Raw genomic sequence first — 20,938 nt, forward strand, 5'->3', positions numbered from 1 at the left:
TAAGTAATGTCAGTAATTAAAACAGTTGTAATGGCGGGTGGTTCCGGCTCGCGCCTTTGGCCCTTGTCGCGCTCACTCTATCCAAAACAGTTTTTACCCTTGGCCGCAGAGCAAACGATGCTGCAGGCGACCCTAAGCCGTGTGAAGGGGCTTTCGGGATCTGAAGCGATGCTGATCTGCAACGAAGAGCACCGCTTTATTGCGGCTGAGCAGATCCGTCAACTCGGTGTAAAAGCAGAGATACTGCTTGAACCGGTTGGCCGTAACACCGCACCAGCAATTGCGCTGGCGGCGCTTGAAGCAACAGCAAAGGGGGATGACCCTCTGTTGCTGGTGCTTGCAGCCGATCATGTTATTCAAAATGAAGCCGAGTTTCGTTCAGTTGTAAGCCGTGCGCAGCCGCTGGCAGAGGCGGGCAGTTTGGTTACCTTTGGTATCGTTGCTACAGGTCCCGAAACTGGATACGGCTATATTCGCCGCGGCACAGAGCAGGGCGACGGCTATACGGTCGCAGAGTTCGTTGAAAAGCCCGACTTGGAGCTTGCGACCAGCTACGTCGCGTCAGGCGAGTACTACTGGAACTCAGGGATGTTCCTGTTCAAAGCGAGTCGTTACCTGGAAGAGCTTGAGAAATTCCGCCCAGATATTTTGGAAGCGTGTAAGCAGGCGTTGTCTGAAACCAAGCCTGATATGGACTTCGTGCGCATTAATGAACACGCCTTTGCAGCTTGTCCGGATGAGTCAGTCGACTATGCCGTTATGGAGAAGACAGATAGCGCTGTGGTGGTACCGCTGGATGCTGGCTGGAGCGATGTCGGTGCTTGGTCTTCTCTATGGGAAGTGACTGATAAAGATACAGACGGTAACGCAGTCCGCGGTGATGTTATGACTTATTACACGCAGGACTGTCTGATCCACTCAACCAATAAACTTGTTGCTACGGTCGGTCTCAAGGATGTCGTTATCGTAGAAACTAAAGACGCTGTACTGGTTGCTGACAAGAATCAGGTGCAGGACGTTAAGAAGATCGTCGAGCAGCTTAAGGCTGAGGGGCGTACAGAGCATCAGTTGCACCGCGAGGTTTATCGTCCCTGGGGTAAATACGATTCCATCGATAACGGTGAGCGGTACCAGGTTAAGCGAATTACTGTGAAGCCGGGTGCCAAGCTATCAGTACAGATGCATCACCACCGCTCAGAACATTGGATTGTAGTATCCGGTACGGCCACTGTTCGCCGCGATGATGAGGAGATGTTGGTTACCGAGAATGAGTCGGTCTACTTGCCAGTAGGTTCGGTTCACTCGTTGCATAACCCCGGAAAGATACCGCTGGAGCTGATTGAAGTACAGTCGGGCCCCTATCTTAGTGAAGATGATATTTTAAGATTTGAAGATATTTACGGAAGAGAATAGCGAATATGAAAAAAGCATTAATAACAGGTGTTACCGGGCAAGATGGTTCTTATCTGGCAGAATTTCTATTAGCAAAAGGGTACGAGGTTCATGGCATCAAACGCCGTGCTTCACTTTTCAATACTCAGCGTGTCGACCATATTTATCAGGATCCCCACACAGATAATGCAAATTTTATTTTGCACTACGGTGACCTCACGGACTCATCTAACCTGACCCGCATTCTAAAAGAGGTTGAGCCTGATGAGGTGTATAACCTCGGTGCACAATCTCATGTAGCAGTATCTTTCGAGTCACCGGAATATACCGCGGATGTGGATGCCATGGGTACGCTTCGATTGTTAGAGGCTATTCGTTTCCTGGGCTTAGAGAAGAAAACGAAGTTCTATCAGGCATCAACATCAGAGCTATACGGCTTGGTTCAAGAAATCCCCCAAAAAGAAACTACGCCATTCTATCCTCGTTCGCCTTACGCTGTAGCGAAAATGTATGCCTACTGGATTACGGTTAACTACCGTGAATCTTATGGTATGTTTGCTTGTAACGGTATTCTGTTTAACCACGAATCGCCGCGTCGTGGTGAAACCTTCGTAACCCGTAAAATTACTCGTGGTTTGGCAAATATTGCCCAGGGGTTAGAGCAATGTCTATACATGGGGAATATGGATGCACTTCGCGACTGGGGACATGCCAAAGATTATGTACGTATGCAATGGATGATGCTACAACAAGAACAACCAGAAGATTTCGTGATTGCGACAGGGGTTCAATACTCAGTGCGTCAATTCATTACCTGGTCGGCTGCCGAGTTGGGTATTACGCTTGAATTTTCCGGTGAAGGCGAACAGGAAATTGCCACCGTTGTAGCGATTGAAGGTGATAAAGCACCTACATTAAAAGTTGGTGATGTGATTGTTCGTGTTGATCCTCGTTACTTCCGTCCGGCAGAAGTGGAAACATTATTGGGTGACCCAAGCAATGCTAAGAATAAGCTAGGCTGGACACCAGAAATTACCGTGCAAGAAATGTGTGCGGAAATGGTGGCTGAAGACTTAAAAGTCGCACAGCGTAATGTACTCTTAAAGTCGCACGGTCATGATGTTGCAGTTTCGGTTGAGTAATTGTTGGTGAGGTGTGAAGTGTGATTACGCTTTTCTCCTCATTCTTCTCTTCTAACGCCTCACAAAGAGAATGATATGAAAAAAATATTTGTAGCCGGCCATAAAGGCATGGTAGGCAGTGCGATTGTTCGTCAATTATCACAAGACTCCAATAATCACATCATCACGGCGGATCGCAGCCAAGTAGATTTGGTGAATCAGCAGTCGGTGGATGACTTCTTTGCTAACAATCAAATCGATCAGGTGTATCTGGCGGCGGCGAAAGTCGGTGGCATCCAAGCAAATAACGAATATCCTGCTGAATTTATTTATGAAAACCTGATGATTGAAGCCAATATCATTCATGCGGCCCATCAAAACAATGTGCAGGATTTACTGTTTTTAGGCTCCAGTTGTATCTATCCCAAAATGGCACCACAGCCAATGAAGGAAGATGCGCTTTTGACTGGAACGCTTGAATGCACCAATGAACCTTATGCAATTGCTAAGATTGCAGGGATTAAGCTTTGCGAAAGCTATAACCGTCAATACGGGCGCAATTATCGTTCAGTCATGCCAACCAATTTATATGGCGAGAATGACAATTTTCACCCTGAAAACTCGCATGTGATTCCGGCATTAATCCGTCGTTTTCATGAAGCCAAACTTGCCAAGGCACCCAAGGTGGAAGCTTGGGGAACAGGCAAGCCGATGCGCGAATTTTTGTATGTCGATGAAATGGCGGCAGCGTCAATTTTTGTCATGAACTTAGATGCCCAAACTTATCAAAAAGAAACTCAGCCCATGCTTTCGCATATCAATGTCGGCACCGGCATAGATTGCACGATTAAAGAGCTGACTGAAACGGTGGCTAAGGTGATTGGTTATCAAGGCGAGATTCACTGGGATACGTCTAAGCCAGATGGTACGCCACGTAAACTGATGGATGTTTCTCGTCTAGAGCGTTTAGGCTGGAAAGCACAGATTAGCCTAGAAGAAGGCCTAACCAAAACCTACGCTTGGTTTTTAGAAAATCAGGACTCGTTTAGGGGATAAGATGGGTGAAGAGTGAGATTGGTGAGGAGTGAAGCGTGAGGAAACATTATGAGTTAAGAGCGTGGCAAAATGCGATGCAGCTTGTTCAGGATGTTTACCAGCTTACTAAAAGTTTTCCTCCAGAAGAAAAGTTTGGCTTAACCAATTAATTAAGACGGGCGGCAGTTTCTGTTCCAAGTAACCTTGCGGAAGGAGCGGCCAACGGCAGTGATGCAGATTTTTTGCGATTTCTATATATTGCAAGAGGCTCATTAAGTGAAATAGAAACCAAGCTAATGATTGCTCAAAACCTTGGTTATTTGAAAGACATTCAAACAACACAAATGAAAATTGAGCAAACATTCTCTCAACTCGGTGGCTTAATAAAACACCTTGATCACAAAAAGATGAATTACGTCAAAGAAGAAAATGCACCTTACAACGACTTCAGCGAGAGCACTTCACCCCGCACTGAAACCTCTTCACCCCTCACTAAAGAAGATTTCAAACAGGTTGTGGCAAATGCACCGCTGTTTGCCATTGATCTAGTGGTTATGAATTCGCAGAGCCAAATTTTAGTGGGTGAGCGTAAAAACGCACCGGCCAAAGGGTATTGGTTTGTGCCAGGCGGTCGGGTTTATAAAAATGAATCGTTGGAGAAGGCCTTTGAACGCATAAGCCAGTCAGAATTAGGTTTTGTCGTTTTTCGCAACAATGCAGAATTTCTGGGACTATACGATCATTTTTATAATGACAACGTTTTTGATAAAACGACATCAACGCATTACATCAATGCCGCACATTGGGTTCGATTGGAAATAGACAACCTACCCAATATTCCGACAGAGCAACATCAAAATTATCGATGGGTACCTTGGCACACGATTCAGAGCGATGACAGCATTCATCGATTCAGCAAAGTATTTATAGACGAATTAAAAAAAAGATGGCGACATTATTAATATTATTCTATCCGGTGGTTTGGGCACGCGTTTATGGCCTCTAAGTCGTACGATGCTACCTAAACAGTTTGTGCGCTTGTTCGATGACAAGTCGTTGTTTCAAAATACAGTTATTCTTAACCAATCCGTCTCTGATGAAATTTTGATTGTATCGAATAAAGAACAGTATTTACTAGCGGTAGATCAACTATCTTCCATTCAACATAATTCAGCCCGCTTATCCTGCAACAGACTTTGGCTATATTGAATCGATTTCTTCCGGTGTCTTAGTTCAGGGTGTTAAATCATTCCATGAAAAGCCATCACAGAAAACGGCGCAATCCATTATCGACCAAGGTAATTTTTACTGGAATTTCAGAATATTTTGCTTGCAGGCGGGTTTATGCCTAGAAGAACTAAAATTTGGCGTTAATTGACTAATTTCGCAACGCCCTGCAAAACCTTAGCTTTGAAAAAGCACACACGCAAAAACAAAGTCGCGTTGAACATTGAATACGGCATATCGAGTCTTCGTGCAAAAGTTGAGCACCGTTTAGAGTAATTAAACGACAGTTTGGTTTTACTAAAACACGCTATGGAAGAATGGCGAAGAATGATAATAAGCTTTCGATGCTGTTTGCGATCGCAAACGTGTTCACAATTGACCAACTGATTCGACAAAATGCAGGATACTTGTCTCTAACATCGCCTGAATTCACTTTTTTGATGAAAATCAGGTGATAAATGAGCAAAAATTGACCATAATTAAGCACGTTTGGGGTTTTCTGGTCAAGCAATCGAGGAAACAGGACTTTTTAGGTATTTCCGTGACTTTATTTTTTGAGATACTCGGTTAAATTATTAAGCGCTAGGAAAAAACAGAGCTCAAGTGTTGCTGAACTCATACCCATCCCCCCCCCCTCCCGAAATTATAGATAAAGCATAGCAGATTAACGATATCAGACTAAGTAAAATAAACAAAAGTAATAATATTACAAAAATAACTTTCAATTGTTTTTGAAGGATAGTAAACAGTGATTAAACTAAGTGATTACAAAAAACAATTGAATTAAATGGTTGATAGTTAAAACTGGTTATCTAGGAAGTGTATAAGATTAGATTTCATTATCTACAATAGGCTAAAAAGTTGATTGATAAACTACAAACATTAAAAAAACATCAAGGTTTCATTCGCTACTTTAAAAACACCAGCTGGATGATGATAGAGCAGTTCTTGCGTATTGTCACAGGCTTGTTTGTCGGTATTTGGATAGTGAGAGTTTTAGGCCCAGAACAATTTGGAGTTTTATCATTGTTAATTGCATTAACTGCAATTTTTTCAAGTGTTAGTAAGCTAGGTTTAGATGCAATATTAACAAAAGACTTCATTGATGCTAAAGAACATACTCAAACTTTATCTAATGCATTTTACTTGTCATGCCTTGGCGTTCTGTTGTTTTTAGTATGTATATATATATATAGTAGTTTTTTTCTTGAAAGTCCTGAAGGTCATGAAAAAATCGGGTTAATGTTAATTATTATGGCGCTATCTTATTTGACGCAGCCATTTGGTGTTATTGAATATTACTTTCAAGCGAAAGTAAAAATGAAAATAATTTCAATTTATAAAATAGTATTAAATATCATTTTTAGTACGACGAAATTAGTCCTGTTAATGTTGACAGGAGATGTTTTTGTATTTGTTGCTATAATTTCTTTGGAAGTGTTTTTTCTTTACTTGTTCAATTACATTGCGTACACAAGAACATTCGGGTCATTAAATCTTGAGTATCCCGATTTTAATAAAATGTTCAATCTGCTTAAAATATCCTGGCCATACATGTTAACTTCCCTAGCTGTTATCATTTATATGAAGATTGATCAGGTTATAATTGAGGATGTATTGGGGATTCATGAATTGGGTATATATTCTGCAGCTTTAAAGATTATCGAGCCCTTCTATGCAATCCCCATGATTATTGCTGCATCATTATTTCCAGCATTATTAAATGTTAGATCAAAAGATGATGTATATTGCAAAAGATTATCTATTCTATATGGTTTTATTTTTTGGATTGCAGTGATTGTTTCAATAATTATTTTTTTCATAAGTGGTAACTTGATTAGCCTTCTTTATGGTGATGACTATGCTGATGCTAGAAGTGTTTTGGATATTTATATATGGTTGTCTATCCTAGTTTTTATTGGTGTTATTAACGGAAAGTGGTATGTGTCTGAAGGCTTAGAAAAGCTTTTTTTATTAAATACTCTTGTTGGTTTAATTGTAAATGTTATTTTGAATTACTTTTTTATTGAAAAATATGGTCTTATCGGAGCCGTTTATGCGAGTGTTGCAGCTTATACAACATCAATTTTAATAATGAATCTTGTTTGGAAAAGAACGAGAGTGAATTTCTTTTTAATGATTAAAGGAATTGTTTTTGTTTTCAAATTAAATGATATTAATAAAGAAAATGTTTGAGATATTACCTATCGTTATTTTTCTAATTATTTTATTGGTTTTTGTAGTCGAGGGATTTAACTCATTTTTGAAAGGAAATTATTTTAGATTTTGGTTTATTTTATTTGGGATTTTATACTTTTCTGTTAGACCTTTGATGATATTTTTCGAGTTTTATCATGCTTTTAGACCTCTAGATCTTGACATATCAGATATTAATAAAAAAAGTTACTATATAAATGTTATGTATATACATGTTATTTTTGGGTTTTTTTATTTGCTTGTGTCTAAAAAAATATCAATTTTGGATATGCAAATAAGAAAGCCGTTCTTGGGGGAAAAGAGAGAGATTAAAAAAGCGGAATTTATTTCACTGTTGGTTTCCGTTTGTGTCTTATGGTTTTGGGTGCCATATATAAGTTTCATCCTTGTAATGGCTTTCTTTGTTGTATATCACAAAAAAATACTTTCATGGTTGGTTTTTATATTAGTTGCAGTATCTTTTCTATACGTTTCAGACAACAGGAGGGACTTTATAAGCTTGTTCTTGTTAATGATTTTAATGTTTTCTATATATATGGACAAATTTAAGTTAAAAAAACTACTTTTTTTCACAGTTTTGGTAGGAATTTCCTTTTCTATATATTTCGTTATCAGCATGAGAAATGATTCATTAACAGAGTTAGCAAACATAGATCAGAATTTAATCGTACAAGTCATAGAAATTGAAACAGATTTTTCAATAGTCAATGATGATTTGAATTATTTGGTAGATCAAGTGGTAAAAGAGCCGCTTGAACACATCAATTTCAACATGATGATCAAGGGATTAGTATTTTTTATTCCTAGAGATTTATGGGCTAATAAACCAGAAACCTCCACTAGAGAGTTTGCAAAATTATATTCAAAATCATTTTATGAAAATGGAGGTTCTAAACCCGTAACTTTCATTGGTGAATCCCTGATTAGTTTTGGACCTGTTTTTTTTATCGGTTTGTTTTTAGTTTATTTAGTTATTAGTTTTTGTACTCATTCTTTAATCATGTCATTTGCGCTTTTCTTAATGATACCCTCAATTATAAGAGGTCCATTTGAGTATTATTTTTTTGTTATAATATGTTATATGGCTTATAGATTTTTGTATAATATTATTGATTTAGCTAGTTCACTAAATAAAAGGTTATAAAATGAAAGATATAATATATCTCATACAAGGGAAAAGTAATGAAATGCATTACTTTAAAAAGGTTTTAAAAGGAAAGCAATTTAGGTTGTTAACTTGGGATGAAAAAGTTGATGGTTGTGATTTTCTTCCAAATAGTTCGTGGGCAGAAGGAAGGAAGTTTTTGCAGGAATTGGTTGATATTGATAAATTTGAATATGTATGTTTTATTGATGGAGATGTAAGAATTTTAAAAGGTGATATTAATTCCTTAGAAAGTTTTCTACTAAAGAAAAAACCAGCAGTACTTTCGCCAGTTGTTTCAAAAAACATAAAAATAGCAGGACTTCCTAGTTTAAGCGACTGGTTTCTTTCTTATGGGATGGATGAGCAATTTCTATATATTGCAGTTAAGGTTTATAAAAAAGTGTTTAACTATAGACCTTTTATTACTGATTTCGATAATGTTTCATGGCACTTTCCATGTTTGATTTTTCAGAGTTTTCTTGGAAACGAATTGTCAATATCTACAGTCACTTATGAGGGATTGATTGTTGATAATACTAACCATGGTGATTACCCTACGACTCTTGATTATGAGCCTTTACTTAATTTTATGTATCAAAATAATTTGAAAATTGATTTTTATCCATTGCTTACTGGTTACCAATTTATAAAAGCTAATTCATTGCAGCGGTTTTATAGAAGATTGGCGAACCTTAAAAGAATAATAAGAAACAAATACTTCAAAGAATTTTACTTCAAAGACTATAATGAATTCCTTGATTCGAACGTATATGAGTCAATAAGAAGATTTTATGTGGGTTGATATGGATTACATCGTTATTTTTCAATTTTTTTTTAGAAAGTTAAAAAAAAGTATAAATAGTACTGCAAAAATTTTTAATGAAAGCTATAAAATTAAATATATTGAGAATAAGAAGGTTCGCCAGGTCTTAGTTGAATGTAATGATGAAATTGTTACACATGAACTAGGTGAGTCATATTATTTTTATTCAAATGTTTTAATGAAATATATCTTCTTCTTTTCTGACGGATACCATACGCCTTACTCCTCCCTCAAGTTTTATTTTAAAAAACCAATATTTTCAGTGAGAAAAGTTAACTATCCGATTGTTTATGCTTCTAATTCAGTCCCGGGGCATTATGGCCATTTTATTGTCTATGTGGCCCCTGTTATTCTTTTTCAGCTTTCAAAAATTAAATCGTATGGGAAGGTTTATATATATATAGGAGAGATTGAACCTAAACAATTTCATGAAATTTTTTTCAATAGTCTGAATATTGATTATGAGTTTATTAGGGGGCCTGTTACATCATCAAAAATAATATACTTCCAGCGTTTTAAGTCAGGTTCTGTTGATAATGATTTCGTGCAAGTTAATTCAAGAGAGATTACTCGTTCCTTTATAAATTTTTGTAAAAACCATCTTTCAGATAGGAGTTTTTTTCCCGATAAAATTTTTATAACAAGAGGAAATGTAAAGTGGCGCAAATTAATTAATGAAGATGAAGTTAAATCCCTATTGATAAAGCATGGATATACATGCTTTGAAATGGATGGATTGACCATTAATCAACAAATAAGTTTGTTTGGTAATGCAAAAAAAATTATAGGCGTCCATGGTGGTGCAATGTCGAATATTATATTTTCAAAATCATCGAAAATTCTTGAATTGTTTCCCTATGGATACAGTAAAGAGAAAACAACACTTCTATACTCTACTATTTCAGATAATACCTATGAAAGATTACATGGTGAAGAGTATGACTTGTCAACAGAAGAGTGTTATCGCAATATTTTGGTTTCGCTTGATAGTTTAGAATCTATACTGGAGTCTTTTTGAAAATACATATAATTCAGCCAGCTGTTCCTAAGTACAGAATCGATTTTTTTGAAAGAATCTCTAGTTCATGGGATGTAATCATACATACTACTAAAAAGGATTTCTTAAATGTTTCGACATTTGATTCTGATTTGAATATGAATATTTCGAATGGTTTTAGATCCATTTTTGGGTTTTTTTTCTGGCATAGTAATTTGCCTTTCAATATATATAATAAAGACGACATTGTTGTGGTTAATGGTAACCCAAGAATCATAAACTATATGATACTTTTAATTATATGCAAAATTAAGGGTGTAAAAATTATTTGGTGGGGGCATGGAAGGTCTTCAACAAGTACAAACTTAGGTACATTCATTAGAAAAAAAATAATGAAAGTGGCTGATGGAGTTATGTTATACACAGACAATGAATTAAAAGATTTTAACGATTTCAATAATATTATTGCATTGAATAATGGACTTGATAGTGAAGAAATTAAATCTTACATAAAACCAGGTAATTCTTACATTGAAACCAAAACAATGATTTTTCTTGGAAGATTGACAGAAAAATCTAATATTTTATTGCTTTTAGAATCTTTTAAGTACATTGGTACACTTGATTTAAAATTGTATATAGTAGGATCTGGCCCACTTAAAAAATATGTACAAGAGATTATTTTAAATAATAAAATCCCTGTTTCTTTAGTTGGTTCAGTTTACGACGAGAAAGATTTATCTGAGCTCTTTAGTAAATGTGATTTATTCGTCTACCCAGGATCTGTAGGTTTAAGTTTGATTCATGCTTTAAACTATTCTTTGCCTGTTTTGTTGCATAATAAAAGTAGTTTTCACATGCCAGAGTATTCAGCTTTTGAGGAAGGTTTTAATGGTGTTTCATTTGAATATGGGTCTCCTTTGGATTTGGCAAAACAGATAGATTATTTTTATAGACTCGATTTTAATAAAAGAAAACTTTTTTCTGATAACGCTAAAAATACCGTTAAAAATACTTATAATACTCAGGATATGAGTAATAGGTTTGATAAGTTTTTAATGAGCCTTTTGTGATGTCTAAAATCTTTAATGTTTTGTTTTTCGGACCCATTCCGCCTAAGTTTCACGGGCAATCCATTGCCTTTAAAAAGGCTACCGAGATTGCAGTCAATAGTAAAACAATAATAAATACTAATCTTACAGGTAAGTCCCTTACAAAAAAAATTATTTTAAGTTTTTTTATTTTTTTTAGATTGTTTTATGTATTTTTATTTAAAGCTAAACCTGAAATTATATACTTTACTTGTTCGCGTTCTTTTTTTGGCTCGATTCGGGATGTGATTTTGTTGCAGTTCGCAAGATTATTTAATGTTCCTGTTGTAAACCATCTTCATGGAGCGGATTTTAAATGTTTTTATGATTCTGTGCCCAAATTTTATAAATTGGTTTTAAATCAAGCATATTATAATGTGCAGCATTCTATCGTGCTCACTGAGTCAATGCGTAGTCAATTTCATATTTTCCCGAATATGAAAATTAGTGTCGTTCCTAATTTTTATAGTAAAAATGTTGGCTTAAAAGGTAAATCAAAGCCCAATTCTGCTAATGTAAGTTTTGTTTTTTTGTCTAATATTATGAAGACTAAAGGTATTTTTTTGCTTTTAGAGGCTTTCAAAATTTTGCAGCAAAAATATCCGGCTATTCAGCTTAGAATTGCAGGGTCTCCTATTGGTGATTATGAGTTAGATGCAAGTGACACGTCGTCTTTATTTGATAAATATTTAAGTTCATTGACTAATGTGAATTACGCTGGTGTGGTTCAAGGTGATGCAAAGCAGGAATTACTCAATTCTTCCTCAGTTTTTGTTTTGCCTAGCTATTATAAAAGTGAAGCTATACCACTTTCGATAATTGAAGCAATGGCATCTGGATGTGCAATCATTACCACAGACCACAATTACCTTCCAAGTTTAGTTGGACAAGATAATGGTTTGTTGGTTAAGCCAATTGATGTTGAAAGCTTAGTAGCGGCAATGGAACGATATATTACTTCACCTGATTTATTGAAAACCCATCAAGTAAATAATGTGGAACACGCTAGCAATAACTTTTCTGAAGATGCCTATTGTTCGGGTATTGTTAAGGTAATCGAACAAACGTTGAAGGATTGCCGATGAAAATCTCTTTAATTACCGTTTGTTACAACAGCGAGTCATTCATTACCTCTGCCATCGATTCAGTCCTATCTCAAGACTATGACAATATTGAATACATAATTATTGACGGTGCTTCTGTCGATTCTACAGTTTCCATTGTGCAGTCTTATGGCGATAAAATTTCTTATTTTGTTAGTGAGTCTGATAATGGCATTTACGATGCAATGAATAAAGGTCTTGCGTTAGCAAATGGGGATGTTATAGGTATTTTAAATTCGGATGACTTTTATCCGCATGATTATGTGATTGCTGAGGTTGTTAAAGTCTTTGCAACGAATCCTAGTGTGGATATGGTGTTAGGCAATATTGACTTTGTGCAGCCTGATGATTTGACCAAGCCTCGTCGTTTTTATTCTTCGTTTAATTTTGTACCATGGAAAATGCGATTTGGGTTTATGCCTGCCCACCCTGCGGCTTTTATTAAGCGTTCGGCTTATGAGAAAGTGGGCAACTACAAATTAGGCTATAAAATCGGAGCAGATTTTGAATGGCTTGTAAGAGCATTGTTTGTTCAAAAACTATCTTATATCAAACTGAATCAAACACTGGTCAGAATGCGAGAGGGTGGTGTCAGTACCGCAGGGCTCAAAAGCTATTGGATTTCTTCTCAAGAGCTGCTTCTTGCTTTGCGTAAGAATGAGGTGTATTCAAATATGCTGTTTGTATTGATACGCCTGCCAATTAAGTTGTGTCATAAGTTTTTTCGTAAGGGGTAAACAGGTTTAAGTCGATCTGCCAGTGTCGTTTTATGCTGCGACTAACAAGTCGAATGAACTGATGGCGCACAGCTATGCCATACTGTACAAATTTCCTGTTACAGGCCTGCGTTTCTTTACCGTTTATGGTCCAGCCGGTCGCCCGGATATGGCACTTTGGTTGTTTACGGAAGGGCTTATGAATGACTAGCCGATTAAGGTGTTTAACCACGGCAAAATGCTGCGCGACTTCACCTATGTGGATGATATTGTCGAAGGTGTGATTCGAATTCAAGACCAACCACCAGTCTGAGATATTCCTTATAGCCTGTTTAATATCGGCAATAACGAACCGATTGAGCTTTCGCGTTTTATTGCCGCAATTGAAACCGCAACAGGCAAACAAGCGCAGAAAATCATGCTGGATATGCAACCCGGCGATGTTAAACGGACCTACGCCGACACTGCCCGCCTAGAAGCCGCCGTAAGCTATAAACCGCAAACCGAAATCGAAGACGGCATTGCTAAGTTTGTTGATTGGTATAAAGCTTATAGAGGATTTTAATTAGATAGATTAAGACATTTTTTATAACTGTATCTATCGCGATTTATACCAAATTATGCTCCAGTAGTTTCTGACATAACAGCATTATTTTTATTCAAACCCACCATGATCAAACTATTCCCTAGGCTAAATACTATATGACGAAAGTTCTAATAACTGGTTTCTCAGGCTTCGTTGGTTCTCACCTTTTAGATGAACTAAAAAAAGATTTCCATATTAAGCTATTAGGCCGAAATAAACCACTTGGTGATTATGATTTTCTTCATGCATCAATAGATGACAGCACAGATTATTCACCAATTTTACAAGACGTTGATGTAGTTATTCATGTTGCAGCACGCGCTCACATTATGAATGATACTGCCACTGATCCTCTAGAAGCATTTAGAGCAGTTAATGTGAGAGGAACACTGAATCTTGCACATCAAGCTGCACAAAGTGGCGTGAAACGCTTTATTTATATCAGTTCGATCAAAGTAAATGGTGAACAAACACCATTCGAGAAGCCGTTTAAATTTTCAGACCAACGAATGCCAGAGGATGCTTATGGTCTATCTAAGTCTGAAGCTGAACAACAGCTTTTACTGTTATCGAAAAAAACTGCTATGGAATACGTTTTTATTAGACCCCCGCTTGTCTATGGTAAAGGTGTAAAAGCTAACTTTTCAGCTCTCATGAAATTAGTAGGTAAAAAATTACCCTTACCATTTGGTGCGATAAACGCTAATAAACGGAGTCTAGTATCAGTTTACAACCTTGTTGATTTAATCAAAGTATGTATCGAGCATCCACACGCTGCCAATCAAACTTTTCTAGTTTCAGACGGGGATGATTTGTCTACGACTGCCATGGTTAAACTTATGGCAGAGGTCCAAGGTGTTAAACCACTATTGATTCCGCTACCTGTTTGGTTTATTAAGTTAATTGGTAAATTAACAGGTAAGTCAGACATGATTTCTCGGCTGACTGAGTCCTTACGCGTCGATATTACCCATACCCAAGAAACACTTAATTGGACACCACCTCTTTCTGTTAAAGAAGGTTTCGCAAAATGTATAGATTGATTGATTTTGTTGCAGCACTTTTTGGTTTGGTGCTGGCATTCCCTATTTTTGTTGTTGTTTTTGTCATAGGGTTATTTGATACAGGTAGCCCTTTGTTCTTTCAAGAGCGGGTTGGCAAAGATAAAAAGCCATTTACCTTAGTTAAGTTTCGTACGATGTCGGTTGAAACCAAATCTGTTGCCAGTCACTTGGCTTCTCAAGCCTCAATTACGAAATTGGGCTCTTTTTTACGTAAAACCAAACTAGATGAGCTTCCTCAGCTTTGGAATGTTTTAATAGGTGAGATGAGTCTCGTTGGTCCGCGTCCAAACTTGTTTAACCAAGAAGAGTTAATTGATGCTCGAGACAGTAAAAATGTTTACTCAGTGCGTCCAGGTATTACTGGTTTAGCACAGATCCAAAACATTGATATGTCGACGCCAGTTAAGTTAGCTAAAACAGATTCGATTATGATAAAAAAAATGACACTGAAAAACTACTTTTTATATATCCTGAAAACAGTAACAGGCTCAGGCGCTGGTGACGCAGTTAAGGAATAACAAATGAAAATTTTAGTGACTGGTGGTGCAGGTTATATTGGTTCGCACACTCTCATCCAATTAATTGAACATGGATACACTCCTGTCGTTTTTGATAATTTAAGTAACGCGTCATTAACATCATTGGAACGCGTCAAGCAGATCACTGGTGACTCGGTTAGTTTTGTTCAAGGTGATATTCGAGATGAAGGCGCCTTGAATAATGTTTTTGCTGAACATGATTTTGATGCTGTTATTCATTTTGCGGGTTTAAAAGCTGTTGGTGAATCAGTTGCTAAACCGATTATGTATTATGAAAACAATGTGTTTGGCAGTTTACAGCTATTCAAGGTCATGGCGGCTCATGATGTTAAGACGATTGTGTTTTCATCCTCAGCAACGGTTTATGGTGATCCTGTGTCATTACCACTCAATGAAGCAATGCCAACCGGTAAACCAACTAACCCATACGGTATGTCAAAGCTCATGATAGAAAATATCTTGAGTGATATTTATCACAGTGATAATAGTTGGCGAATAGTCAATTTACGCTATTTTAACCCCGTTGGCGCACATGAATCGGGACTAATTGGTGAAGACCCGTCGGGTATTCCTAATAACCTCATGCCTTTCATTACACAAACCGCTACTGGTAAACGAGCCAAGTTATCGGTATTTGGTGGTGATTATGATACACATGATGGTACAGGAGTACGCGACTACATCCATGTTGTAGATTTGGCCAATGGTCATATCAGAGCGTTACAAAAAACTGAACAAGGCTCTGGTTTATGGAAAGTCAATTTGGGTACAGGAGTAGGGTATTCTGTACTAGACATTGTTAACGCGTTCGGTAAAGCCTCTGGGAAAGAAATCCCATATGAGATTGTAGATAGACGTCCTGGGGATGTGGCAGCATGTTACGCTGATCCTAATTATGCCAGAGAGGTTCTGGGCTGGGAGGCTAAACTTGGCCTTGCTGAAATGTGCGCAGATTCTTGGCGCTGGCAGTCGATGAATCCAGATGGGTATGTTGAGTGATTGTGACGCTTGAGGCTCCTTAAGAGGCCTCTTTTAGTTAGTAATCCATCAAGTCCCAAGCTCTCAAATAACGGATCACTGTTGATTCGCTGGTCCAGCCACCGCGTAACATAATCTTTTCCATTGGCGTACCTTGCATCGAATAAAAGGACACCCATAAATTGATAATGATTTTTACCAGAGTTATTTTGTGGCGAGCTCATAAATTTATGGAACTCTTTATGCCTGACTCAATATCCATTGAATCCATCATTCCCAATAAAGATAAAGCGCTAATGCTTGCTCAGCGCGAGGTGAGTGTTCTGGTTCATGACTCAGTATTGCTTGAAGGTATAAACATGACTTTGCCGGAAGTTCAGACCCTTTTAGAAGGTGTTACGGTCGGTGGGCATACCCTTTCAGATCAGAAAATAACGTTGAATCAGGGTAATGCTTGGCGTTATTTGTTTAAAGCGGTTAAAGACGGTGAGTTTGAGCTTTCGGCTAGTTTTGCATGTTCTTTACATGCTGTTGCTGGTAAAGAAGATACCTTGGGATGGGTGGCAAGCCCCTAGTATTGTAGACACCTGTTAGCGTTAGAATAACGCCTAACAAGAGGTGATCATCCATGAGTGCAAAACGTTACACCGAAGAGTTCAAGATCGAAGCGACCAAACAGGTCACTGAACGCAATTACAAACTGAGTGAAGTTGCTAGTCGACTTGGCGTTTCAGAGCCCGCATTACGCAATTGGTTCAAGAAGTATGGATCGACAAGTTCACAGCATCATACGATCAATGATCAGCAAGAAGAGCTCAGGAAGCTCAAAGCGGAACTAAGGCGAGTCACCGAAGAGCGAGATATCTTAAAGGAGGCCGCCGCGTTCTTTGTAGCCGAGTCAAGGAAAGATACGCGTTCATAAAATCCCGACTCAAGAAGTTCTCTGTTTCAGCGATGTGTCGCGTGCTTAAAGTTAATCGTAGCGGATTCTATGCCTGGCTTAAGCAACCTGAATCTAAGCGGGCCAAAGAGGATAAGAGGCTTCTGCAAAAGATTAAGCAGTTCTGGGCGGAGAGTGGCTTTTCTTATGGCTACAGAAACATCACTAAAGATCTAAAGGACGATCGCGAAAGCGTTGGAAAGAATAGAGTTCATCGGATCATGCGTCAGAACGATATTCGCTCACAACGGGGTTACAAGAAGCACAGAGGCTTTAGCGGAGGTGATTTGAACCTCGTTGTTCCAAACACCCTTGCACGCGAGTTCGAAGTGGACGCTCCTGACAAGGCATGGGTCACTGATTTTACCTATATCAGAACACATGAAGGCTGGTTGTATCTGGCGATTGTATTAGATCTATTTAACCGACAAGTTATCGGATGGAGTATGAAGAATAACCCGCGCGCAGAGTTTGTCATTGATGCTCTGATGATGAAACAATAGGACACCCATAAATTGACAATAATTTTTTCTAGAGTTATTTTGTTCTGAGCTCATAAATCCATGGATCCTCATATGTCTGACTTAGTCTCTATTGAATCTATTATTCCTAATAAGGAAACGGCGCTAATGCTTGCTCAGCGCGAGGTCAGTGTTTTGGTTCATGATTCTGTCTTGCTTGAAGGTATAAATATTACGCTACCTGAAGTTCAGACGCTTTTGGAGGGTGTAACGGTAGGTGGTCACTCTCTTTCAGATCAGCAGATAACCCTAAATCAAGGTAATGCCTGGCGATATTTGTTTAAATCAGTCAAAGAGGGAGGGTTTGAGCTCGCTTCTAATTTTGCATGTTCAATCCATGAAGTTGCCGGTAAAGAAGAGGCTTTAGAGTGGGGTAAATTCCGCTCTAGTGGTGTAACCATTGCGGGTACATCTTACATGCCGCCAGATGCTGCGCTGTTATCATCTTTGTTTGAAGAGATGGTTGCTACAGCTAGCGAAATTGTTGATGTATATGATCGCGCAATTTTTGTGTTTCTTACCATGGCGCGTCAGCAGTTCTTTTATGATGTGAACAAGCGTACGGGGCGTCTTATGATGAACGGGATTCTATTATCTAATGGTTATCCTGCGCTTAATCTTCCTGCTTCTCGTCAGTTAGAGTTTAACCAGTTGATGCTCGATTTTTATGAATCTGGAGATCAGTCTGCGATGAATCGTTTTATGCGCACTTGTATTGATCGTCGCGTCGTTAAGATTATGTCCGAGGGAGTATAGCTATGACTGTTGCTCGCGCTTCACAGGTCTCGCTGGAAGATACTTCCTATTACCACTGTTATGTTCGCTGTGTAAGGCGTGCTTATTTGTGTGGCTCTGATCATGTTTCGGGTGAAAATTTCGATCATCGTAAACAGTGGATTGTTTCGCGTTTACGCTTTCTCTCTTATGTATACGCTATTGATGTGTGTGCCTATGCGATTATGGACAACCATTACCATACGGTACTTCATGTCGATGCTGAACGAGCGAAGAGTTGGCCTCACTCGGAGGTGGTTGAGCGCTGGATGCAGCTCTATAACGGCCATACGCTTGTTGATCAGTGGTTGGCTGTCTGCAAGCAAGTATATGTTGAGCCTGAAGGTCGTGTGCTTGAGTTGATTGAAACTTGGCGTGAACGTTTGTATGACATTAGTTGGTTTATGCGCGGGGTGAATGAAACCATAGCGCGCATGGCTAATGAGGAAGAGGGTGTTAAAGGGCGTTTCTGGGAGGGTCGTTTTAAGTCCCAGGCGCTATTGGATGAGGCTGCACAGCTCTCCTGTATGGTGTATGTAGACCTTAACCCTGTTCGCGCAGCTATTGAATCTGATGTTGTGACCAGTGACTTTACCTCTATTCAACAGCGTATTTATGACTACGCACAGACTCATTCAGATTTGGTTGAAGACATCGGTAAACTTGAAGGCCGAATAGAGAAGCAGCGGGTTATAAAAGAGGAACTTGAGTTAGATAAGCTACCAGAAGCCCCCCTAATGGCGTTCAGTGACAGTTCACATATTGATATCCACCAGGCTCTACCGTTCACACTTCAAGACTATTTCGATTTGGTAGATGTGACTGGCCGTTTAGTCCGCGCCGATAAGCGCGGTTCTGTTGATGCTAAATTGCCTCCATTGGTGAATCGCCTGGGTATAGACCCAGATAAGTGGTTGGATCACGTTAAATCCTTTGGTCATCAATATGGTGCATGTGCCGGGTCGGTTACTTCAATTCGTGATTATGCGCAGCGGCATAATAGGAAGTGGAGTAAAGGGATCGCAGCGGCTAGCTGGGTCTATTTGAGGGTGGGGTAGGCGTAGGTCAATATGGCCGAGATTCAACGTGATTATACGGGAGTAGGCCACGGTCCTTAGTATTTGGTCGACTCAATTAAAGTTCTCGACGACCTAAATCTTGTGAGTACTGGGCGTAAAGGATGTCTGCGAAAAGCATATAATGGACATCCATATAATTGCTAGTGTTGTGCCTGATCACCTAATAGGCGAATGGGAATCACCAGATTGCGTGAACACTCAGATTGACGAGCTTAATGAGTTGGCTACAAATGTTTACAACAAGCACCTAGATTTTATTTTTATGCTAAGAATGAGATGTAAGGTAAACAAAAGATTGCAGCACACAGCCGCTGAATGCGACGTTAATCATTTGTAGTCGAGGGAAATGTCAGGTTGTTTTTTTATGTGGATGAAAGCGGGCATACGGGCTCAAATCTTTTTGATAAAAATCAACCTATCCTCCTCTACGGAGTGCTTTCTAGCAAAATCAATTTAGATGCAGCAGCCGAATGTAGGGTTAAGGGAATTAGAAAAAAGCTTGGGGTCAAGAGACTGCATGCTGCTGACCTTGGTAATGGAAGGCTTATTGAAATAGTTAAAGACGTAGACGCTCTCAGAAAGAGATACGATCTTCGATTTGATATTTACAGAGTGGCTAAAGCAGACCACCCTATTATTAGCTTTTTTGATCAGGTCTTTGATCAAGGGATGAATCCTGCAGTACCCTGGACTTCATATTGGACACCCTTACGCTATGTTCTTCTAGTAAAACTGGCAACGCTTTTTGATGAAGATCTATTGAAAGAAGCGTGGGCTGCTCGAATAAACTTGAATACAGAGCAAGCAAATGAGTCTTTATCGAATATATGCCTTGAGCTAAGAAAAAGAGTCGTAACTATTCCCGATGAGCGTTCACGTCAAGTCATGGGGGATGCACTAAGCTGGGCAGCAGAGAACCCTAATGAGATTGACTACAACATTAAAAATAAAAAAGCCCTTTTGCAAATAACCCCAAATTTAATAGGTTTTCAATCTGTGATGCATGGTATTGCTTCACGCTTAATTAAAAATGGGAAAAGCGCTTCCAAAATTGTCGTTGACCAACAATCCCAATTTAACAAGGCTCAGAAAAAACTATCTGACTTTTATGCGGCTAATAAGAACGTACCGCTAGTATATGGACCTGGGCTACCTGATATAGATTTTAGCGGGATGCCAGAGGTTCCTATTTCATGTACAGCTGGTACTGATAGCACTGGCCTTGAGCTTGTTGACATCTACCTGTGGGTTTTCAAACGATTTATGGATAACAAAGAACTGGCCCCAGAGCTTTTTACCCTCATAAAGAGCCAGCTTCACAGAGGTCATGCTGATGAAATATCGATAAATGCTATTTCAAGTCGATGGAGTAAATGGGTCGAGGAGTTGCCTGAGGTTACAGATGAGCAAATTGAAAAAGGTCGAGAAATAATGAAGATGGATGAAAACCGGAGACTACAGGCTATAAATAATACTTAACAAGTCAATCAACTCCGGGCCTGCGGTGCTGGACGCGCAAAAAGCACGCGCCGGTTATTGAGGCGTTAAGCATAAATAGAAAACGGAGAGAATCGAATGAGTGTAAGCG

At 38.7% G+C, this 20,938-nt stretch carries 23 protein-coding genes and 3 pseudogenes; all 26 read left to right on the forward strand.

What is annotated here, in order from left to right:
* Positions 1–6 precede the first annotated feature (6 nt).
* The 26 genes and pseudogenes from XMA127_RS01450 (at position 7) to XMA127_RS01560 (ending at position 20,829) form a co-directional block, all read left to right on the forward strand.
* The gene (locus XMA127_RS01450; protein ID WP_173498849.1) at positions 7–1,413 is read left to right on the forward strand and encodes a mannose-1-phosphate guanylyltransferase/mannose-6-phosphate isomerase; all 1,407 of its coding nucleotides are present in this window, start codon (positions 7–9) and stop codon (positions 1,411–1,413) included.
* Positions 1,414–1,418: 5 nt separating this feature from the next.
* Positions 1,419–2,534 carry a GDP-mannose 4,6-dehydratase gene (gene gmd, locus XMA127_RS01455; protein ID WP_173498850.1) on the forward strand — a complete coding sequence of 372 codons (1,116 nt, stop codon included), beginning with the start codon at positions 1,419–1,421 and terminating at the stop codon, positions 2,532–2,534.
* 75 nt (positions 2,535–2,609) lie between these two features.
* Complete coding sequence (locus XMA127_RS01460) at positions 2,610–3,569, forward strand: GDP-L-fucose synthase (protein WP_173498851.1); 960 nt, start codon at positions 2,610–2,612, stop codon at positions 3,567–3,569.
* A 35-nt stretch (positions 3,570–3,604) separates the two neighbouring features.
* Positions 3,605–3,931, forward strand: a pseudogene (locus XMA127_RS01465) (four helix bundle protein); the annotation flags it as partial.
* Between the two features lie 24 nt (positions 3,932–3,955).
* The gene (locus XMA127_RS01470; protein ID WP_173498930.1) at positions 3,956–4,510 is read left to right on the forward strand and encodes a GDP-mannose mannosyl hydrolase; all 555 of its coding nucleotides are present in this window, start codon (positions 3,956–3,958) and stop codon (positions 4,508–4,510) included.
* 4 nt (positions 4,511–4,514) lie between these two features.
* On the forward strand, positions 4,515–4,757 hold the full coding sequence (locus XMA127_RS12005; RefSeq protein ID WP_371731503.1) for a sugar phosphate nucleotidyltransferase: 243 nt from the start codon (positions 4,515–4,517) through the stop codon (positions 4,755–4,757).
* Positions 4,717–4,926, forward strand: coding sequence for a sugar phosphate nucleotidyltransferase (locus XMA127_RS12010; protein ID WP_371731504.1), 210 nt, complete (start codon positions 4,717–4,719; stop codon positions 4,924–4,926). The genes XMA127_RS12005 and XMA127_RS12010 overlap by 41 nt, the downstream gene beginning before the upstream one ends.
* A gap of 14 nt (positions 4,927–4,940) precedes the next feature.
* A pseudogene (locus XMA127_RS11825) lies at positions 4,941–5,230 on the forward strand (transposase); the annotation flags it as partial.
* 406 nt (positions 5,231–5,636) lie between these two features.
* Positions 5,637–6,971 carry a flippase gene (locus tag XMA127_RS01480; protein WP_173498852.1) on the forward strand — a complete coding sequence of 445 codons (1,335 nt, stop codon included), beginning with the start codon at positions 5,637–5,639 and terminating at the stop codon, positions 6,969–6,971.
* Positions 6,964–8,136, forward strand: coding sequence for an oligosaccharide repeat unit polymerase (locus tag XMA127_RS01485; RefSeq protein WP_173498853.1), 1,173 nt, complete (start codon positions 6,964–6,966; stop codon positions 8,134–8,136). The genes XMA127_RS01480 and XMA127_RS01485 overlap by 8 nt, the downstream gene beginning before the upstream one ends.
* A gap of 1 nt (position 8,137) precedes the next feature.
* On the forward strand, positions 8,138–8,941 hold the full coding sequence (locus XMA127_RS01490; protein ID WP_173498854.1) for a hypothetical protein: 804 nt from the start codon (positions 8,138–8,140) through the stop codon (positions 8,939–8,941).
* A 1-nt stretch (position 8,942) separates the two neighbouring features.
* Entirely contained in the window at positions 8,943–9,980 is a 1,038-nt protein-coding gene (locus XMA127_RS01495; RefSeq protein WP_173498855.1) for a DUF563 domain-containing protein, read from the forward strand.
* On the forward strand, positions 9,977–11,032 hold the full coding sequence (locus XMA127_RS01500; protein ID WP_173498856.1) for a glycosyltransferase family 4 protein: 1,056 nt from the start codon (positions 9,977–9,979) through the stop codon (positions 11,030–11,032). Before XMA127_RS01495 ends, XMA127_RS01500 begins: the two co-directional genes overlap by 4 nt.
* Positions 11,032–12,135: a glycosyltransferase family 4 protein gene (locus tag XMA127_RS01505; RefSeq protein WP_173498857.1), complete on the forward strand. Its 1,104-nt coding sequence runs from the start codon at positions 11,032–11,034 to the stop codon at positions 12,133–12,135. The genes XMA127_RS01500 and XMA127_RS01505 overlap by 1 nt, the downstream gene beginning before the upstream one ends.
* Positions 12,132–12,890 (forward strand): glycosyltransferase family 2 protein, encoded by a 759-nt coding sequence (locus tag XMA127_RS01510; RefSeq protein ID WP_173498858.1) that lies wholly within the window; start codon positions 12,132–12,134, stop codon positions 12,888–12,890. The genes XMA127_RS01505 and XMA127_RS01510 overlap by 4 nt, the downstream gene beginning before the upstream one ends.
* Before the next feature lie 22 nt (positions 12,891–12,912).
* Positions 12,913–13,080: a hypothetical protein gene (locus XMA127_RS12015; protein ID WP_371731493.1), complete on the forward strand. Its 168-nt coding sequence runs from the start codon at positions 12,913–12,915 to the stop codon at positions 13,078–13,080.
* A 9-nt stretch (positions 13,081–13,089) separates the two neighbouring features.
* The gene (locus XMA127_RS12020) at positions 13,090–13,182 is read left to right on the forward strand and encodes a hypothetical protein (RefSeq protein WP_371731494.1); all 93 of its coding nucleotides are present in this window, start codon (positions 13,090–13,092) and stop codon (positions 13,180–13,182) included.
* Between the two features lie 105 nt (positions 13,183–13,287).
* A complete protein-coding gene (locus XMA127_RS12025; RefSeq protein WP_371731495.1) occupies positions 13,288–13,434 on the forward strand; it encodes a hypothetical protein in 147 nt (48 codons plus the stop codon).
* Positions 13,435–13,571: 137 nt separating this feature from the next.
* Entirely contained in the window at positions 13,572–14,498 is a 927-nt protein-coding gene (locus tag XMA127_RS01520; protein WP_173498859.1) for an SDR family oxidoreductase, read from the forward strand.
* Positions 14,486–15,037, forward strand: a complete 552-nt coding sequence (locus XMA127_RS01525; RefSeq protein ID WP_173498860.1) for a sugar transferase — start codon at positions 14,486–14,488, stop codon at positions 15,035–15,037. The genes XMA127_RS01520 and XMA127_RS01525 overlap by 13 nt, the downstream gene beginning before the upstream one ends.
* Before the next feature lie 3 nt (positions 15,038–15,040).
* Positions 15,041–16,057: a UDP-glucose 4-epimerase GalE gene (galE, locus tag XMA127_RS01530; protein ID WP_173498861.1), complete on the forward strand. Its 1,017-nt coding sequence runs from the start codon at positions 15,041–15,043 to the stop codon at positions 16,055–16,057.
* Between the two features lie 221 nt (positions 16,058–16,278).
* Positions 16,279–16,611, forward strand: a complete 333-nt coding sequence (locus tag XMA127_RS01535; RefSeq protein ID WP_173498862.1) for a hypothetical protein — start codon at positions 16,279–16,281, stop codon at positions 16,609–16,611.
* A gap of 53 nt (positions 16,612–16,664) precedes the next feature.
* A pseudogene (locus XMA127_RS01545) lies at positions 16,665–17,470 on the forward strand (IS3 family transposase); the annotation flags it as partial.
* An 81-nt stretch (positions 17,471–17,551) separates the two neighbouring features.
* On the forward strand, positions 17,552–18,253 hold the full coding sequence (locus tag XMA127_RS01550; RefSeq protein ID WP_173498864.1) for a Fic family protein: 702 nt from the start codon (positions 17,552–17,554) through the stop codon (positions 18,251–18,253).
* Between the two features lie 2 nt (positions 18,254–18,255).
* Entirely contained in the window at positions 18,256–19,329 is a 1,074-nt protein-coding gene (locus tag XMA127_RS01555; protein WP_217361974.1) for a transposase, read from the forward strand.
* A gap of 375 nt (positions 19,330–19,704) precedes the next feature.
* Positions 19,705–20,829 (forward strand): DUF3800 domain-containing protein, encoded by a 1,125-nt coding sequence (locus tag XMA127_RS01560; RefSeq protein WP_173498865.1) that lies wholly within the window; start codon positions 19,705–19,707, stop codon positions 20,827–20,829.
* Positions 20,830–20,938: the final 109 nt, after the last annotated feature.

This window comes from Marinobacterium sp. xm-a-127 (genome assembly GCF_013283425.1).
GTDB lineage: Bacteria > Pseudomonadota > Gammaproteobacteria > Pseudomonadales > Balneatricaceae > Marinobacterium_E.